Origin of the sequence: Leifsonia xyli subsp. cynodontis DSM 46306, from assembly GCF_000470775.1 — a bacterium.
Taxonomy (GTDB): domain Bacteria; phylum Actinomycetota; class Actinomycetes; order Actinomycetales; family Microbacteriaceae; genus Leifsonia; species Leifsonia cynodontis.
Genome location: NC_022438.1, coordinates 375,234 through 391,015, shown reverse-complemented (window position 1 = coordinate 391,015; position 15,782 = coordinate 375,234). Strand labels below are relative to the sequence as shown.

Below are 15,782 nucleotides of genomic sequence, written 5' to 3'. Positions count from 1 at the left end.
CCGGAAGCTCCTGAACTTCAAGGCTCGCGCGGGGAGGTGCTTCGCGAACCGGTTGCGCGCTCTCCAGGCCGACGCCAGCGCCGAGTGGAGCGGTCGCGTCGTCACCTCCGAAGAAGCCGTCGCCTCCAGAGAAGTCGTGGAGCCGTCCCGCCTCGTTCGCGCAGAGCGCCGAAGGGGTGCGCCGCCGCGGAGCGCCCGGACCTCAGCGCGAACGCTCCCCGCGCGGGCCGCTGACGCGAGCCGCTTGACTCTGTTGATACCCACTGGAGGGTCGTTTGTACGGGGCCGAGGGCCTTCTCCCGACTGGGGTCGCGGGAGGGCCGGTGCGCGGTGTTCCCGCGGTAACGGCGAGGTTTTCCCAGCGGTGAGTAGCATCAGTTCATGACGCGCAAACCATCCGACGTAGATGACTTCGACTTTGAAGGCGTGGCCGCGGTCCTCCAGGAGTCCGATGATGCGGGGGTACTACTGCGAGGGCACCTTTGGATCGAATCACTACTCGAACGCGCCGCAATCGGGAAGCTGGAGCGCCCTCATGCCATTGACTGGAAGCGGGCGCGCTTCGAGCACAAGCTGGCCATCGCGGAAGCCGTTGGAGCCGTCAGTCCCGACATCGCCGCCGCGATCCGCGGCTTCAACAGTTTACGAAACCAACTTGCCCATGAACTGACATTCGAAGTCAGCGCTGACGCTGTGAAGACTCTGATCGGGCGGATCGAAAGCTCAGGGACACGCAAATCTATCCAGAGCATGATCGAGAACCAACTTGCACCGATGCGGGAGATCGATCGTGCGCGGGAACAAGGGTGGGAGGTCGAAATTGATCCAGCACTGGAGTGGTACCCCCGTGTGATGACCGAGTCCAGGGCGCAACTCTTTGCGTTGGTGTACGCGGTGCTTCGCGACCTCGCGCTGACCGTCGCACTGGACACGATGGAGCACCCTGCGACCGCTCTCGCGCATCTCGATTCCACCCTCAGACGACTTACCGGAGGCCTCTTCAGCTTCAATCCCACCCCTGCCAAGCAAGTGTGAGCGCCGACGAGACCCCGCAGATCGCGAAGACGAGCTATCTGGCGTGAAGCGTCACGACCGGACGCGCCTCTCGACCCGGTGCCCTTCGGGAAGTACTGCCTCAGCAACCCGTTCGTGTTCTCGTTAGAACCGCGCTGCCAGGGCGAGGCTGGGTCGCAGAAGTAGACGTCCATGTCGGTGGCGATCGTGAACGTCTTGTGGGCGGCCATCTCCGCACCCTGGTCCCAGGTCAGCGACTTCTTCAGTTCGGCCGGCAGGCCGCTCATCGTCCGAATGAGGCCATCGCGGACGGTCTCGGCAGCGTGGTCGGTCGGGAGGTGGACGAGCATCACGAACCTGGTGGTTCGCTCGACGAGGGTGCCGATCGCGCTGGCGTGGTCAGCGCCGATGATGAGATCGCCTTCCCAATGCCCTGGAACAGCACGATCAGCGACCTCAGCGGGGCGCTCGGAGATCATGAGCATCGGGTCGACGAACCGCGAACGACGTGCGTTGGTTCCCCGGTTCGGTCGGCGACGTGCGCGCCCGGTACGCAGCGCTGTCGCGAGATCACGGCGCAGCTGGCCGCGTCCTTGGAGATAGAGCGTCTGGTAGATCGTCTCGGTCGCCACTCGCATCCCAACGTCGTCCGGGAACTGACGGATCAGGGCTCGAGTGATCTGCTCGGGAGACCACCGCAACGCCAGCTTCGACTCAACGAAAGCACGCAACCGCAGCTCTGTCACCAGTCTTCGCGGCTTTGGCCGTGGGCGACGCTTCGCCGAGTAGCGATGTGCTGCGAAGGGGTGATAGATCCCGGTCGAGGACCGGTTCCGGGAGATTTCCCGACTGATCGTGGATGGCGACCGCCGCAGCTGGGCGGCGATGCTCCGCAGTGACAACCCATCGCGGAGGAGATCCCGGATCTGCTCACGTTCCTCCAGCGAAAGGAACCGCGGATCGAGCTTCCTCTCCAGCTGAAAGATCGCCGCCGGCGAGATTGTCTCGGTGCCGTCAAGAAACGTCGTCATACCTGTTTTGTAATCGACGACCCGACCATCTGGGTAATAGCGGCGATGAGCGGTCTTCCGGACACCGTTATCCCAATCCCGTGCCGTGCGGATGTTCACCCCGACGGCAGCCGCTGCTTCGCGACGCGAGATGCCATCGCGTCGCAACTGGAAGTAGCGTTCCTTTCCTGGATGCGGACCAGTCCCGGTTTTCCCCTGGCTGCGCAGGCCGGCCTTCCATACCCACGTCCCGCAGGTCGCCGGGTTGAACCCCAACTCACGCGCCGCGATCGTGATGCTCCCACACGCCTCGAACAACGCGAAGAACGCGTCCTTATCAGCCTGCGTGAAACAGCGTCGATCCCTCGAATAGCTCCTTAAACGGGCCACGGTCGTTACAACTCCCAGAAAGTCCAGGTGTTGCAACGACCGTTAGAACCCAAGACGGGGTCGGGGCCCTGCCCGTTCATAGCGACGATCACCTCCACGTCCACGTCGCGCTGAGCGAGAGCGGAAGCGACCGCATCGTCGAGGGCACCGCGGGTGTTCATCGTCGGGATGACAACGCTCACGGCGGAGATTCGCGGGTTCATCGCCGCACCTTTCTGATCGAGTCGTGCGCCCAGAGCGCGCAGCGCAGGAGGACGGGGTAGAGCGGTCCGGACAGGCGGATGACCCAGCCGTGGAGGGCAGCGACCGGCCGGTGGGCGCCGGCCTGAGCCAGCCGGATCGTCCGCAGCTCCTGACGGGCGAGCCGCATCCCCTCGTTCACCTCCGCTCGCGAGCCACGGCGCCGGACCGGAACGAAGGCCACCGCCAGCGCGTAGAACCAGAGCCGGAAGGCGTCGATGCGCTGCGGCTCGACTCCCGCTCGCTCCGCCGCAGCGACAGCCGCGTCGCGTGCCACGGCGTAGCGCGCGAAGTTCTGCGTGCGTTCCCGGCTCAGCGAGCCCTCCCGCTCGACGTAGGTGTAGACAGACTCCGGCCAGAAGACGATACGCTCACTGCGCTCCAGCGCATCGAGGACACCGATGAAGTCCTCCTGCGGATAGTCGCGGCCGAACGTCTCCGCGTGCAGCACGGAACGGCGGAACAGCTTGCTCCAGAGGAACCCCTGGACGTCGCCATCGAGAACGCTTCGCAGCGCGCGCTCACGGCCGGTCGTCCGCTGTTCGCCGATTCCGTCGATCCAGCGCTCGCTGCCGTCCGCGGCGCGGAAGCGAGCACGCGCGAACACGAGATCCGGCTTTCCGGAGATCGCCTCGGCGAAGCTGTCGAGCGCGTTCGGCGCCGGGTCGTCGTCGTCCACGAACCAGACGTACTCGCGCTCGATCAGACCGATCGCCGCGTTGCGAGCGGCAGCCGGCCCCCGATTCTCCTCAAGGGCGAGAACGCTGACCTCCCGGCGCTCCGCAGCCCACTCTCGAAGTCTGCTCGCGGTGACGTCGGTCGACGCATCGTCCACGAGGACGATCTGCGCGCCGCGGTCGAACTCGGCGAGACGGGCGAGGGAACGGCTGACCGCCGGGCCGGCGTTATAGAAGCAGGCCACGACAGCGATCGGGATTCGGGCAGATGTCTCGGGCCTGATATATAGGACATGATACAGCAGTACACACAAAGATTAGCTGTGTTCAGAGACCCATTCGCCACCCATCCCGGCGACGACAGCTCTGACCGGTCGGGAGAAGACGCAGCGGCGGAGAACACCCGGCCGGAACGCTGTGAGGAAACGCTTCGGAGCGCAATCAGAAGCGGGACCGGCTGTGCCACCGGCCCCGCTCGAGTGACGCCTCGCGCCGTCACTCAGATCGTTTCAAGACCGCTCACGCTCCGAACTCTTCGCCCGGGATCTGGTCAGCGGTGTGGTCTGGTTTGCGAGGCGCTGGCTTATCATAGGCGTTCCCTTCGCCGACGGACCCGTTCGGTTGAATCGGTAGGACCATTCTGCGCCCGGGCGAGCGCTGAGGTAAAGGCCCGGGCAGGGATCAGGAACGAGCGCGGCGACGCAGCGCTGTCACACTGAGGGCGGCCACACCGGCGGACAGCGCGAGCATCCCGATGGCAGCGGTCGTTCCGGGATCGGCTCCGGTGTCCGCCAAGCGCCGAGTGCCGGGCCCGTCGCCGATGCGCACCGGCGCGGGCGGAAAGACAGGGACACTGCGCGACTGCACGGGCGGAACCGGACGGGCGGCGACCTCGAGGGTCACGGTCGCGGGGCCGCTGGTGACGCCGTCCCGCGACGAGGTGTACTGGAAGGTGTCGACGCCGGCGAAATCGGCGGCCGCGCGGTAGGTCCGGAACGCACCGTCACCGCTCAGGGCTCCATGCTCCGGAGCGGTGGTGACCGCGTAGCTGACGGGCGCGGCGACGTCGCTGAGCGCTTGCCGGGTCGCAGCCGCCGTGGCCGGGACGCCCACCCCGTCCAGGGGAACGAGTTCGATCACGGTGTCCGCGCCCGCGACCGCCGTGTAGTGCCGCTCGCGCAGGACAGGGGCGCTCATCTCCGGCTCGCGCTCCGGTCGCGTTGTCCACGAAATGCTCGGGGTTGACGCCGGCGTTCACCGTTTTGATCGAGACAGCCCGACCCGACCGCCGACGGTGGCGCAGTTCTTGCCGTTCACGAAGAAGCCGAAGACGTCGTTGACCGTGTACTTGGGACCGACGAACCTCGGGTACTCCATCGACCCGAAGACATAGTCGATCGAGAGCGAGGACGACCGCGGCACGAAGTCGAACTCGAGCACCGCCGCGTCAAAGAGGCGAGTGTGCCCGCCCAGAAGGGCCGAGAGATCGTCGTCGCCGGGTTGGCGGAGGTCGGTGCTGGCCTTCGAGGCGCCGTGGGGACCGAGAACGCCGTCCTTGACCCTGCCGGTGCCGAGGGCGACGCCGGCCTCCAGCCCGAGCGCCCGCACCCATCCCGCCGAAGAGGCCGGCGGCGGCGCTGTGACCCGGTGACGGTCGCGTTGGAGACGGTCACGCCCGGCCCCACCAGTGAGGCGACCAGTTCCTCCGCCGAGGCGCTGGACAGGTCGGTGACAGACTGACCGGTGGAGGCCGAGGCCGACTGCGGGACGAACGCCGCAACAGCGACCACCGCGCCTCCCAGAACCGCTGACAGACTCCGACGACCGCGCACGACCACACTCCCTGACTCAGGCCAACCCTCGGAACCTATCCAGCGAGACAAGTGCCCCCAATGGGGGTGGTCAGAAGTGCGACGAAAAAGGGCCGGACCCTTTCGGTCCGGCCCTTCTCCGAGCGGTCTGAGACGACTATTTGAGGATCTTCGTCACCGTTCCAGCGCCCACGGTGCGGCCACCCTCACGGATGGCGAAGCCGAGGCCCTCCTCCATGGCGATCGGCTGGATCAGCTCGACCGACATGTCGGTGGTGTCGCCGGGCATGACCATCTCGGTGCCCTCGGGCAACGAGATGACGCCGGTGACGTCAGTGGTGCGGAAGTAGAACTGCGGACGGTAGTTCGTGTAGAAGGGGTTGTGACGGCCGCCCTCCTCCTTCGAGAGGATGTACGCGGTGCCCTCGAAGTTGGTGTGCGGCGTGACCGAACCCGGCTTCACGACGACCTGACCGCGCTCGACGTCCTCCCGCTTGGTGCCGCGGAGGAGCAGACCACAGTTCTCGCCGGCCCAGGCTTCGTCGAGCTGCTTGTGGAACATCTCGATGCCGGTGACCGTGGTCTTCTGCGTCGCGCGGATGCCGACGATCTCGACCTCGGAGTTGATGGCCAGGGTGCCGCGCTCGGCGCGGCCCGTGACGACGGTTCCACGACCGGTGATCGTGAAGACGTCCTCGACCGGCATCAGGAACGGCTTGTCCTTGTCGCGAACCGGGTCCGGGATGGACGCGTCGACGGCCTCCATGAGGTCGAGGACCGACTGCACCCACTTCTCGTCGCCCTCAAGAGCCTTGAGGCCCGAGACGCGGACGACCGGAGCGTCGTCGCCGGGGAAGTCCTGGCTGGAGAGCAGCTCGCGGACCTCGAGCTCGACGAGCTCCAGGATCTCCTCGTCGTCCACCATGTCGGACTTGTTCAGCGCGACGAGCAGGTACGGCACGCCGACCTGCTTGGCGAGCAGGACGTGCTCGCGGGTCTGAGCCATCGGGCCGTCGGTGGCGGCGACCACGAGGATCGCGCCGTCCATCTGAGCGGCGCCGGTGATCATGTTCTTGATGTAGTCGGCGTGGCCCGGGGCGTCAACGTGCGCGTAGTGGCGCTTCGGCGTCTCGTACTCGACGTGCGAGATGTTGATCGTGATACCACGCTGACGCTCTTCCGGAGCCGAGTCGATCGACGCGAAGTCGCGCTGAACGTTGGTCGCCGACGGGTACTTGTCCGCAAGCACCTTGGAGATCGCCGCGGTGAGCGTCGTCTTGCCGTGGTCGACGTGACCGATGGTTCCGATGTTGACGTGCGGCTTAGTCCGCTCGAACTTGGCCTTAGCCACTGTGGGTCCTCCTCAGGACTCTCGTGTAGCGCCCCCGTTCGAAACGACTTCGAACGGCGGATCTACGGATTGGTTTCTTATGTTACGTTACGGGATGTTGCCCGGGTGTCAGAACGACGCGTTCGCGAGCGACCGGAGTCACTCGCCCTTGCTCTTCTGGACGATCTCGTCGGCGACGGCCTTCGGGACTTCTGCGTAGCTGTCGAACTGCATCGAGTACACCGCCCGGCCCGAGGTCTTGGAACGCAGGTCGCCGATGTAGCCGAACATCTCGGACAGCGGGACGTTCGCCTTGACGACCTTCACACCGCTGGCGTCCTCCATCGACTGGATCTGCCCGCGACGCGAGTTCAGGTCGCCGATGACGTCGCCCATGTACTCCTCGGGGGTGCGCACCTCGACCGCCATGAGCGGCTCCAGCAGCACCGGGTTCGCCTTGCGGGCGGCCTCCTTGTAGGCCATCGAGCCCGCGATCTTGAACGCCATCTCCGAAGAGTCGACGTCGTGCGAGGCACCGTCGACGAGCGTCGCCTTGACGCCCACCGTCGGGAAGCCGGCGAGGACGCCGATCTGCATCGCGTCCTGGATGCCCGCGTCGACCGAGGGGATGTACTCGCGGGGAACGCGGCCACCGGTCACGGCGTTCACGAACTCGTACGAGGTCTCCGGAGTGACCTCGAGCGGTTCCAGGGTGATCTGCACCTTCGCGAACTGACCGGAGCCACCGGTCTGCTTCTTGTGGGTGTAGTCGTGCTTCTCGACCGTGCGGCGGAGGGTCTCGCGGTAGGCCACCTGCGGCTTGCCGACGTTGGCCTCGACGTTGAACTCGCGCTTCATGCGGTCCACGAGGATGTCGAGGTGCAGCTCGCCCATGCCCTTGATGACCGTCTGACCGGTCTCCTGGTTCTGCTCGGTGCGGAACGTCGGGTCCTCTTCGGCGAGCTTCTGGATGGCCGTCCCGAGCTTCTCCTGGTCGGCCTTGGTCTTCGGCTCGATGGCGACCTCGATCACCGGCTCGGGGAAGGTCATGGACTCGAGGACCACCTCGTTGGCCGGGTCGCACAGGGTGTCGCCGGTGGTGGTGTCCTTCAGGCCGATCACCGCGTAGATGTTGCCCGCGGTGACGTAGTCGACCGGGTTCTCCTTGTTGGCGTGCATCTGGAAGATCTTGCCGATGCGCTCCTTGCGGCCCTTGGTCGAGTTGATGACCTGGGCGCCCGACTCGACGCGGCCCGAGTAGATGCGGACGTACGTGAGACGGCCGAAGAAGGGGTGGACGGCGACCTTGAAGGCCAGCGCCGAGAAGGGCTCGGTGGCGTCGGCGTGACGCAGGATGACTTTCTCCTCGTCGCGCGGGTCGTGCGCCTCGATGGCGGGAACGTCGAGCGGAGAGGGCAGGTAGTCGATGACCGCGTCGAGCATGGGCTGCACACCGCGGTTCTTGAACGCCGAGCCGCAGAGCACCGGGTAGATCTCGTTGTTCACGGTGAGCTTGCGGATGGCCGCCTTGATCTCCGGAACGGTGATCTCCTCGCCGCCGAAGAACTTCTCCAGCAGCGCGTCGTCGCTCTCGGCGACGGTCTCGACGAGCTTGGCGCGGTACTCGTCGGCCTTCTCTTTGAGGTCTGCGGGGATCTCCTGGACCTCGTACTTGGCGCCCATGGTCACATCGCCCTTGGCGTCGCCCGGCCAGACCAGCGCGCGCATCTCGATGAGGTCCACGACACCGATGAAGTCGGACTCGGAACCGATCGGCAGCTGCATCACCAACGGCTTCGCGCCGAGACGCGAGACGATGGTGTCGACCGTGAAGTAGAAGTCGGCGCCCAGCTTGTCCATCTTGTTGACGAAGCAGATGCGGGGGACGACGTACTTGTCGGCCTGACGCCACACGGTCTCGGACTGGGGCTCGACACCCTCCTTGGCGTCGAAGACGGCGACGGCGCCGTCGAGGACGCGCAGCGAACGCTCCACCTCGACGGTGAAGTCGACGTGGCCCGGGGTGTCGATGATGTTGATCTGGTTCTTGTTCCAGAAACAGGTGACGGCCGCGGACGTGATGGTGATGCCGCGCTCCTTCTCCTGCTCCATCCAGTCGGTGGTCGAAGCGCCGTCGTGCGTCTCGCCCAGCTTGTGATTGACGCCCGTGTAGAACAGGATGCGCTCGGTCGTGGTGGTCTTGCCAGCGTCGATGTGGGCCATGATGCCGATGTTACGGACCTTATGCAGGTCGGTGAGCACGTCCTGTGCCACAGGGTTCCTCCGAAAGATAGAAAGTGGAAGGGGCGCGGTCCGGGCGGTGCGCTTCTGACGAGCGCGCCGCCCGGGCGAGCGGAATCGCTACCAGCGGTAGTGAGCGAAGGCCTTGTTCGACTCGGCCATCTTGTGAGTGTCCTCCCGGCGCTTCACAGCCGCGCCGAGGCCGTTGGAGGCGTCCAGGATCTCGTTGGCGAGGCGTTCGGTCATCGTCTTCTCGCGACGGCCCTTGGCGTAGCTGGTGAGCCAGCGCAGCGCGAGGGTGTTGGCACGGTGCGGCTTGACCTCGACCGGCACCTGGTAGGTCGAGCCGCCGACGCGGCGGCTGCGGACCTCGAGGGTCGGGCGGATGTTGTCCAGCGCCTTCTTGAGCGTGGCGACGGCATCGTTGCCCGACTTGGAGGAGACGCCTTCGAGCGCATCGTAGACGATGCGCTCGGCGAGGCCCTTCTTGCCGTCGAGGAGGATCTTGTTGACGAGCTGGCTGACGACCGGCGAACCGTAGACCGGGTCGGCGACGACGGGGCGCTTCGGAGCGGGACCCTTGCGAGGCATTACTTCTTCTCCATCTTCGCGCCGTAGCGGCTGCGAGCCTGCTTGCGGTTCTTGACGGCCTGGGTGTCCAGCGCGCCGCGAACGATCTTGTAGCGGACGCCCGGGAGGTCCTTCACACGCCCGCCACGGACGAGCACCATTGAGTGCTCCTGCAGGTTGTGACCCTCGCCGGGGATGTAAGCGGTGACCTCGGTCCCGTTCGAGAGCTTGACACGCGCGACCTTGCGGAGCGCCGAGTTCGGCTTCTTGGGGGTGGTGGTGTAGACGCGGGTGCAGACGCCGCGCTGCTGGGGGTTGGCCTTCAGGGCGGGAGCCTTGGTCTTGGTGACCTTCGGCGTCCGGCCCTTGCGGACCAACTGCTGAATAGTTGGCACTGAACTTCTCCTCTGAGGACTGCACGGTGACAGTTGTTGCTTTCCCGCGGCCCAGCCGCGCCTCGCGGCGCCTCTGGTCGTGGGGTGATCGGCGAGCTGCCGATATGCCGTGGGGGCGGGTTCCCGTGCGGTCTCCCAGCCCATCGGATGAATACGTGCCGGCCCGCTCATCCCGGGCCCGGACCGAGCCGGTCGGTGACCACAAGACGAGCGCGCGACAGAGCGCACACCCGATAAATACTATCGTCCGTGCAAAAGCTGGTCAAATGATCGCCTGTTAGCTGCCCCCGAGGTTGCGAAGAGTGCGGTGTCCCGTCCGCCCTCTCGATACGGCTCGCCCTCTCGATACGGCTCGCCCTGTCGGAGACGGAGGAGAACCAGCCACCAGTTCCCGCGTCCTCCTCCGTTTCCTGCTCTTGCCCCGTTCACCAGCCATCTTCTGCTCCGTTTCCGACCGGCGACAGAAAGGGAGGAGATTCGGGAAGGGGAAGGGGCGGATGTCGCGAAAGGGAGGAGATTCGCAAGAATATCGCCGAAAAATCCTCTGTTAGCCTGCGGCCGTCAGAACCGCCCGACGAACGGAGCGGCGGGGACGCCCCGCCCGTCATTCCTCGTCGCCGTCCTCCCACGGCCAGCGCGGGCGGCCGCGCTGGCGGAAGCGGCCGACCAGCACAAGCTGGTAGAGCAGAGCGACGACGAAGCCGAGAAGGCCGGCGACGATCGCGTAGACGCTGCCGAGTTGAGCCACGGCGAACAGGACGTAGTGGAACGGCTGGCCCGGATCGCCCGCGATGCCGGCCACTCCCCCGGCGGCGGCGAAGACGAGGTAGCAGGCCGCGGCCGCGCCGAACGCGAGACCCGGAGCGACGCGCTGGCGCTCCCCCGCCGCCCGGCGCCCGAACAGGATGAGGAGGATCAGCAGCAGCGCGACCGCCGCGCCGGTCATCGCCGGGCCGATCAGCGGGCCGGCGCGCGAATCCGCGATCACCTCGGTGTTCGTCGCCAGGGAGATCAGGCCGAATCCCGCCACCAACAGCGCAAGGTAGAGCCCGGCCGCGAAGCACGCCACGACGGTCGCGTAGGCGCGCTCATCACGCACGGAGCCTCCGGGCTCAGTAGCTCTGCTGCGCGTACGCGGCGACGGCCTGGTTCTGAGCGTCTACCAGCTGCTGCTCGTAGTCAGCCTGCGCCTCGGCGTTGCGCGCTTTGAGCCGGCGACTGCGGGCGGCGAGCCAGGCGCCCGTCCAGACCGAGACCTCGCGTGCGAGCACAGCGGAGAGGACGGCGAACGGGTTCACCCAGGCGCTGCGCAGCAGGACCTGGAACTCGTCGGGCGTGCGCTGCCAGTAGTGGGCGTCGATCAGACCCGCGCCGATGTAGACGAAGTAGACGAAGACCGCGACCACGAGCCCGCCCAGGATGTAGCCCCACCAGCGGGCGCGGTTCACGATCTGGATGAGGACGGCCATCCCGACGAAGAACGCCACGATCGGCGCCCACCCGGAGAGCTGGCCGGTGAAGTACTGCTGCAACGCGGGGAGGAACTCGTCGCCCGGAGCGATGAGCGAGCCCACGAGGACCACCACGACGGCCCACAGGACGGCGAAGGCCACCGTCCCGGCGAGGGCGATCAGGAGGCCGAAGCCGCGGTTGCTCTTCTTCTTCGGCGCCTCCGGACGCTGGATGAAGACCGGCGCGACCGGCTGCGGGGCGTATGCCTCGGTGGCCGGGGAACCACCGTTCCGATTGGCGGCCTCGGCCGCGGCGGTGACCGGAGCGGCCGATTCGGCGGGCGATGCGGTGTCGACGGTGGCGCTTCCGGCAGCGGCGGACTCGGGCGTGTTGCGGGCCACAGCGGCCGCGACCTCCTCGTCGCTGGGGACGACCGGCTCGGGCTCGACCGCAGTGGGGGCGGCGGGCGGAGCCGCGGCGATGGGCTCGGCGGGCGGGGCGCCCGCGGCCGGCCGGTTAAGGTGCCCGCGGGCGGAGACCGGCCTCGATGGCGGGGCGGCGACCTCCGGGTCGATGCTGTGCGCCTCGGCTGCCGCCGACTCGGCTGACTCCGTCGCCAGCTCCGGCTTGTCTTCCGGCGGGGTGTCGCTCATGATCCACTCCTCGATCGGCCCGGTCGGGCAGCTGTCAGTGCTGCCCACTGTAGCAACGGGAAAGGGGATGTCCAGGGAGGGAGGGCGAGCGCCGTCACTTCTGAGCGGCGGCCCTCGACGGTCTCCGCCGGCGGCTGGGCAGCAGCCAGCGCAACACGGATCGCTCCGGACGAGCCCCGTCGCCGGTGGGGATGACGAGGGGTGTGATCAGCCCCTCAGGCTTCCTCCGCACTGCCGCCCGGGTGGCGTGCGGGGACCCGTGCGACGGCGGCCAGCGTTCGCTAGGCGCCGCGGACGGCCTCGCCCAGCAGCCCCTGCCGCGGCGAGAGGAACCAGGCGACAAGGAAGGCGGCGGTGAGGACCAGGACGATGGTTCCGCCGGTGGGGGTGTCCCACGACCAGGACAGGTACAGGCCGATGAACGCGCCGATCCCGCCGATGACGGGCGAGAGGGACATCGTCACGCCGAGACGATCGGTGAGCATCCGCGCCGTCGCCGCCGGGGTGACCAGCAAGGCGAGGACGAGGATGTTGCCGATGGTCTGCACGCTGATGACAACCGCGAGGGTGACCAGCACGTAGAGCGCCAGGTCGAGCCAGAACACGGGAACGCCGAGGGCGCGTGCGGACTCTCGGTCCAGGCTGATGGCGACGAACTCTTTGTGCAGCAGGAACATCGCCGCGAGCACGGCGACGCCCACGATGCCGGCGATAGAGAGGTCGCGGTCGGGGATGCCGGTGATCGAGCCGAACAGGAACTGTTCGAGAGACCCGGCGTATCCGGGAGTCTGGGAGATGACCACGACGCCGAGGGCGAACGCGGCGACGAAGAGCACGCCGATGATCGAGGACTCGTTGAGGCGGCGGTTCTGGGAGAAGACGGCGACCAGCACCGCCGTGGCGACGCCGGCGAACACCCCGCCGAGGACGAGGTCGCCGGAGAGGGCGAAGGCGATCGCCAGGCCCGGGAAGACAGCGTGGGAGACGGCGTCTCCGATGAAGGCCATACCGCGCAGCACGACATGGACGCCGACGATGCCGCAGACCGTGGACGAGATGACCGCGACCGCGAGGGCCTTCGGGAGGAAGGCGAGACCGGGATGGAACAGATCGGTGAAGAAGTCGAACGGATTCATGTTCACGCGGCTTTCAGGATGCGCAGCAGCGGACTGTCGGGGCCGACGCCGAAGGCGGCCGTCCAGGCCTCCGGGCGCGCGGTCAGCTCGGCCGGGCTTGCCGGTGGCGATGACAGTGCGGTTCAGGAGGGCGAGGCGATCGCAGCGGTAGAGGGCGGAAGCGAGGTCGTGGGTGGTCATCAGCACGGCCCGGTTCTCCCGGGCGAGCTGGGTGAACAGTTCGCCGAGGATCTCCTGAGCGGGCATGTCGAGCCCGGTGAACGGCTCGTCGAGCAGCAGGAGGGACGGGCGCAGGGCGAGGGCGCGGGCGACGAGGACGCGTTGCCGCTGCCCGCCGGAGAGCTGCCCGACGGGGCGGTCGGCGAGGGCGGTCATGCGAACCCGGTCGAGGGCGTCGGCGACCGCCTCCCACTCGTTCGCGCCGAGGTGGCGGAGCAGGCCCAGCCGGCCGGTGAGACCGGTCATGACGGCGCCGGCGACCGAGAGCGGATACTCCCAGGAGAACTCGTGCCACTGGGGCACATAGCCGATCTCGGCGCTGCCCGGTCTGGCCGGGCGGCCCCCGACCAGGGCGCGGCCGGCGACGGGGCGCAGCAGCCCGAGGACGGTGCGCAGCAGAGTGGTCTTGCCGGCGCCGTTGGGGCCGATGAGGCCGACGACCTCGCCGCGGCGGGCGGCGAGATTCACATCTTCGAGCACGCGGCGCACGCCGAGTTCGACAGCAACGTGCTCGACGGACAGGGCGGGGGTTTCCTGTGCCGCGGTCATGCGCCGCTGCCCTCGTCCGATTCCAGCGGCGAAGAAGCGCGGTCGGCGAAGAAGCGCTTCTTCGCCTGGCCGCCGCGCACGGTCGCGGTCGCGAATCCGATGGTCAGGGCCACCGCGACGACCGCGATCGCGACGATCAGGATCGGCACGAGCGGTCCCTGTCCGCCCGCGGCGCCGCTGCCCGGCGGCACCGAACCGGAGCCCGTGAGGGAGGGTCGGGCACTCCTTTCCGGGGCCGCCCCCGTCCAGGTCGCCGTCGCCGCGTCGCTCGTGGGGGTGCCGGAGCCGACCGCAAAGCGCAGCAGCTGGGTGTCGGAGACCGCCGATCCGTCGATGAGGGTCGCGGAGGCGGTCATCCGGACCAGGTACACACCCGGTTTGGTGAACACCCAGTTGGCGTGAGTGTGCGTGTTGGTGTCGACGAAGATGTCCTGAGGACCGCTTTTCCGAGAGTCCCAAAGCACCTGCGGGGCGCCGAAGTCGCCGGACTGCAGGTAGACGGTGAGGATGCCGGGGCCTTGCACACCGTCCACAGAGAAGGTCGCGCCGCGGTTGATCCTCTGCACCACGGTCGGGTCCTGAGTGTTCCAGCCGGTCCAGACCACATCGGGGTTCTGGGTCTGCGGCACCACCCAGACGACGGCGCCGGGGGCCGCGCCGACGAAGGAGTAGGCGCTGCCCGCGGGAACGGTCAGCTTCGCCGCGTCCACAACCCGCAGCACCGTCTCGTCCGGATAACGCCACACGCTCGGCGCGTCCTTGTTCGCGCGGGCCGCATCGTCGGTGGCGGGGTTGGGGGTGACGAATCCGGCGACCGGGATACCGTAGGCCTCGGCGAGGTAGGCGAATCCGTCGTGGGTCGTGACCAGATACCGGTTCGCCTTCGGTATCCGGGCGATCGTGTCTCGCACATACTTGTCGGTCTGATCGAGTTCGATCAGATACCGTTCCGTGTTCGCCCGGTAGCCGGCGGCCCCGCCGGGGTCTTTGGCGGTGAGGGTGTCGCGGATGAGCTTGACATAGGCCTCGACGTTGCGGACGTTCTGCCAGAGATGCGGGTCGATCTCGCCGTGGACGTGCTTTCCGAGCACGGCCTGCGCGAGCTGGTAGACCTGTCCACCGGGGCGGCCGAGGAAGCGGTACTGCGGGTCGCCGAGGATCTCCACGATGCTCTTGTTGAGAACGTCGATGACGACCCGGGAGGCGTCGTAGCGCTTCTGGGCGTAGCCGCCCCGGTCGGGTCGTAGAGTACGTCCAGGCCGCCGCCGTCCAGATCGACGGTGAGATCCGCGTGCCCCTGGCCGAGGACCACCGGATCGGCGACACCTGCGGCTTCGGGGGTGACGCCGACAGCGAAGGTGTAGGTCGCTTCGCCGAGATCGACCGGCCTGGAGGTGTCGTCCACTCGCAGCCGACCGCGCAGGGTGAGGTGGTAGACCCCCGGTCTGGTGAACGCCCATGACAGATGCGTGTGCGCATCGGCCGGCAGCGTCGCGGTGTCGTCTTTGTACCCGTCGGCGGCGTCGAAACCGTTCGAGGAGTCGAAGTACACATCGGTGTCGCCGAAGGTTCCGGTCAGATACGCGTAGACATTCCCCGGCCCGTCCGCGTGGGTGGCCTCCAGCAGCACATCCGAGGCGCGCGTGGCCCCATACTGCCGGCCGGTGCCCTCAGCGCGCATTCCCAGCCAGACGGTGTCCAGATGCACGTTCTCCACGAGCGGGATGAGCTCGGCGGAGTATTTGACGGACTCCTCGGCCAGGGACACATTCGCTGCCCGGGGGCTGAGGTTGGCGTCGAGGGCTTTGACGATGGTGTGCTCTTCCAGCAGGGCGTAGTTGGAGAACGCGACATCGGCATAGACGACATTGCGGGCGTCTCTCAGGGTCGGATCGTAGGTGTGCGGATCGGCCCCGTTTGGGACGATCGAGGTGACATCCACCCGGTCGCCGCCGACATTCTTCACCAGATCGGCCAGAATCCCGGTCGTCGTCACCACCTGGAGCCGGTGCGTGCCGGGTTCCAGCAGTGGCTCGGCGGCGCACCCGGACAGCAGGAGTCCGGCGAGACCGGCGAGACCGGCGAGAGCGGCTGC

12 protein-coding genes and 2 pseudogenes are annotated in these 15,782 nt (G+C 67.4%); all 14 read right to left on the bottom strand.

Translation table 11 applies throughout. The features are described from left to right. Positions 1-1,106: 1,106 nt before the first annotated feature. Positions 1,107-2,175: pseudogene (locus O159_RS16690) on the bottom strand (IS30 family transposase); the annotation flags it as partial. A gap of 244 nt (positions 2,176-2,419) precedes the next feature. Next, entirely contained in the window at positions 2,420-2,596 is a 177-nt protein-coding gene (locus tag O159_RS01855; RefSeq protein WP_236609519.1) for a glycosyltransferase, read from the bottom strand. Between the two features lie 17 nt (positions 2,597-2,613). Beyond that, positions 2,614-3,576: a glycosyltransferase family 2 protein gene (locus O159_RS01850; protein WP_021754070.1), complete on the bottom strand. Its 963-nt coding sequence runs from the start codon at positions 3,574-3,576 to the stop codon at positions 2,614-2,616. A gap of 436 nt (positions 3,577-4,012) precedes the next feature. Then, a complete protein-coding gene (locus O159_RS01845) occupies positions 4,013-4,528 on the bottom strand; it encodes an Ig-like domain-containing protein (RefSeq protein WP_052323436.1) in 516 nt (171 codons plus the stop codon). A gap of 57 nt (positions 4,529-4,585) precedes the next feature. Continuing rightward, a complete protein-coding gene (locus tag O159_RS13055) occupies positions 4,586-4,939 on the bottom strand; it encodes a choice-of-anchor L domain-containing protein (protein ID WP_052323435.1) in 354 nt (117 codons plus the stop codon). Between the two features lie 360 nt (positions 4,940-5,299). Then, positions 5,300-6,493 carry an elongation factor Tu gene (gene tuf / locus O159_RS01835; protein WP_021754069.1) on the bottom strand — a complete coding sequence of 398 codons (1,194 nt, stop codon included), beginning with the start codon at positions 6,491-6,493 and terminating at the stop codon, positions 5,300-5,302. A gap of 138 nt (positions 6,494-6,631) precedes the next feature. Beyond that, the gene (gene fusA, locus O159_RS01830; RefSeq protein ID WP_021754068.1) at positions 6,632-8,746 is read right to left on the bottom strand and encodes an elongation factor G; all 2,115 of its coding nucleotides are present in this window, start codon (positions 8,744-8,746) and stop codon (positions 6,632-6,634) included. 87 nt (positions 8,747-8,833) lie between these two features. Then, on the bottom strand, positions 8,834-9,304 hold the full coding sequence (rpsG, locus tag O159_RS01825; RefSeq protein WP_011186742.1) for a 30S ribosomal protein S7: 471 nt from the start codon (positions 9,302-9,304) through the stop codon (positions 8,834-8,836). Beyond that, on the bottom strand, positions 9,304-9,678 hold the full coding sequence (gene rpsL, locus O159_RS01820; RefSeq protein WP_011186743.1) for a 30S ribosomal protein S12: 375 nt from the start codon (positions 9,676-9,678) through the stop codon (positions 9,304-9,306). The genes rpsG and rpsL overlap by 1 nt, the downstream gene beginning before the upstream one ends. 604 nt (positions 9,679-10,282) lie before the next feature. After that, positions 10,283-10,777: a DUF6121 family protein gene (locus O159_RS01815; RefSeq protein WP_021754066.1), complete on the bottom strand. Its 495-nt coding sequence runs from the start codon at positions 10,775-10,777 to the stop codon at positions 10,283-10,285. A 13-nt stretch (positions 10,778-10,790) separates the two neighbouring features. Beyond that, the gene (locus O159_RS13050; RefSeq protein ID WP_021754065.1) at positions 10,791-11,783 is read right to left on the bottom strand and encodes a hypothetical protein; all 993 of its coding nucleotides are present in this window, start codon (positions 11,781-11,783) and stop codon (positions 10,791-10,793) included. Positions 11,784-12,064: 281 nt separating this feature from the next. Further along, positions 12,065-13,687, bottom strand: a complete 1,623-nt coding sequence (locus O159_RS16160; RefSeq protein WP_021754064.1) for an anchored repeat-type ABC transporter permease subunit — start codon at positions 13,685-13,687, stop codon at positions 12,065-12,067. Then, positions 13,684-14,778, bottom strand: coding sequence for a metal ABC transporter solute-binding protein, Zn/Mn family (locus O159_RS14870; RefSeq protein WP_021754063.1), 1,095 nt, complete (start codon positions 14,776-14,778; stop codon positions 13,684-13,686). Before O159_RS14870 ends, O159_RS16160 begins: the two co-directional genes overlap by 4 nt. A gap of 137 nt (positions 14,779-14,915) precedes the next feature. Then, positions 14,916-15,683, bottom strand: a pseudogene (locus O159_RS15465) (anchored repeat ABC transporter, substrate-binding protein); the annotation flags it as partial. Positions 15,684-15,782 lie beyond the last annotated feature (99 nt).

Excerpts from the sequence above, each read along its gene's own strand:
- rpsG (WP_011186742.1), bottom strand. The coding sequence starts at position 9,304 with ATGCCTCGCAAGGGTCCCGCTCCGAAGCGCCCCGTCGTCGCCGACCCG.
- O159_RS01845 (WP_052323436.1), bottom strand. The coding sequence starts at position 4,528 with ATGAGCGCCCCTGTCCTGCGCGAGCGGCACTACACGGCGGTCGCGGGC.
- O159_RS16160 (WP_021754064.1), bottom strand. The coding sequence starts at position 13,687 with ATGACCGCGGCACAGGAAACCCCCGCCCTGTCCGTCGAGCACGTTGCT.
- O159_RS13050 (WP_021754065.1), bottom strand. The coding sequence starts at position 11,783 with ATGAGCGACACCCCGCCGGAAGACAAGCCGGAGCTGGCGACGGAGTCA.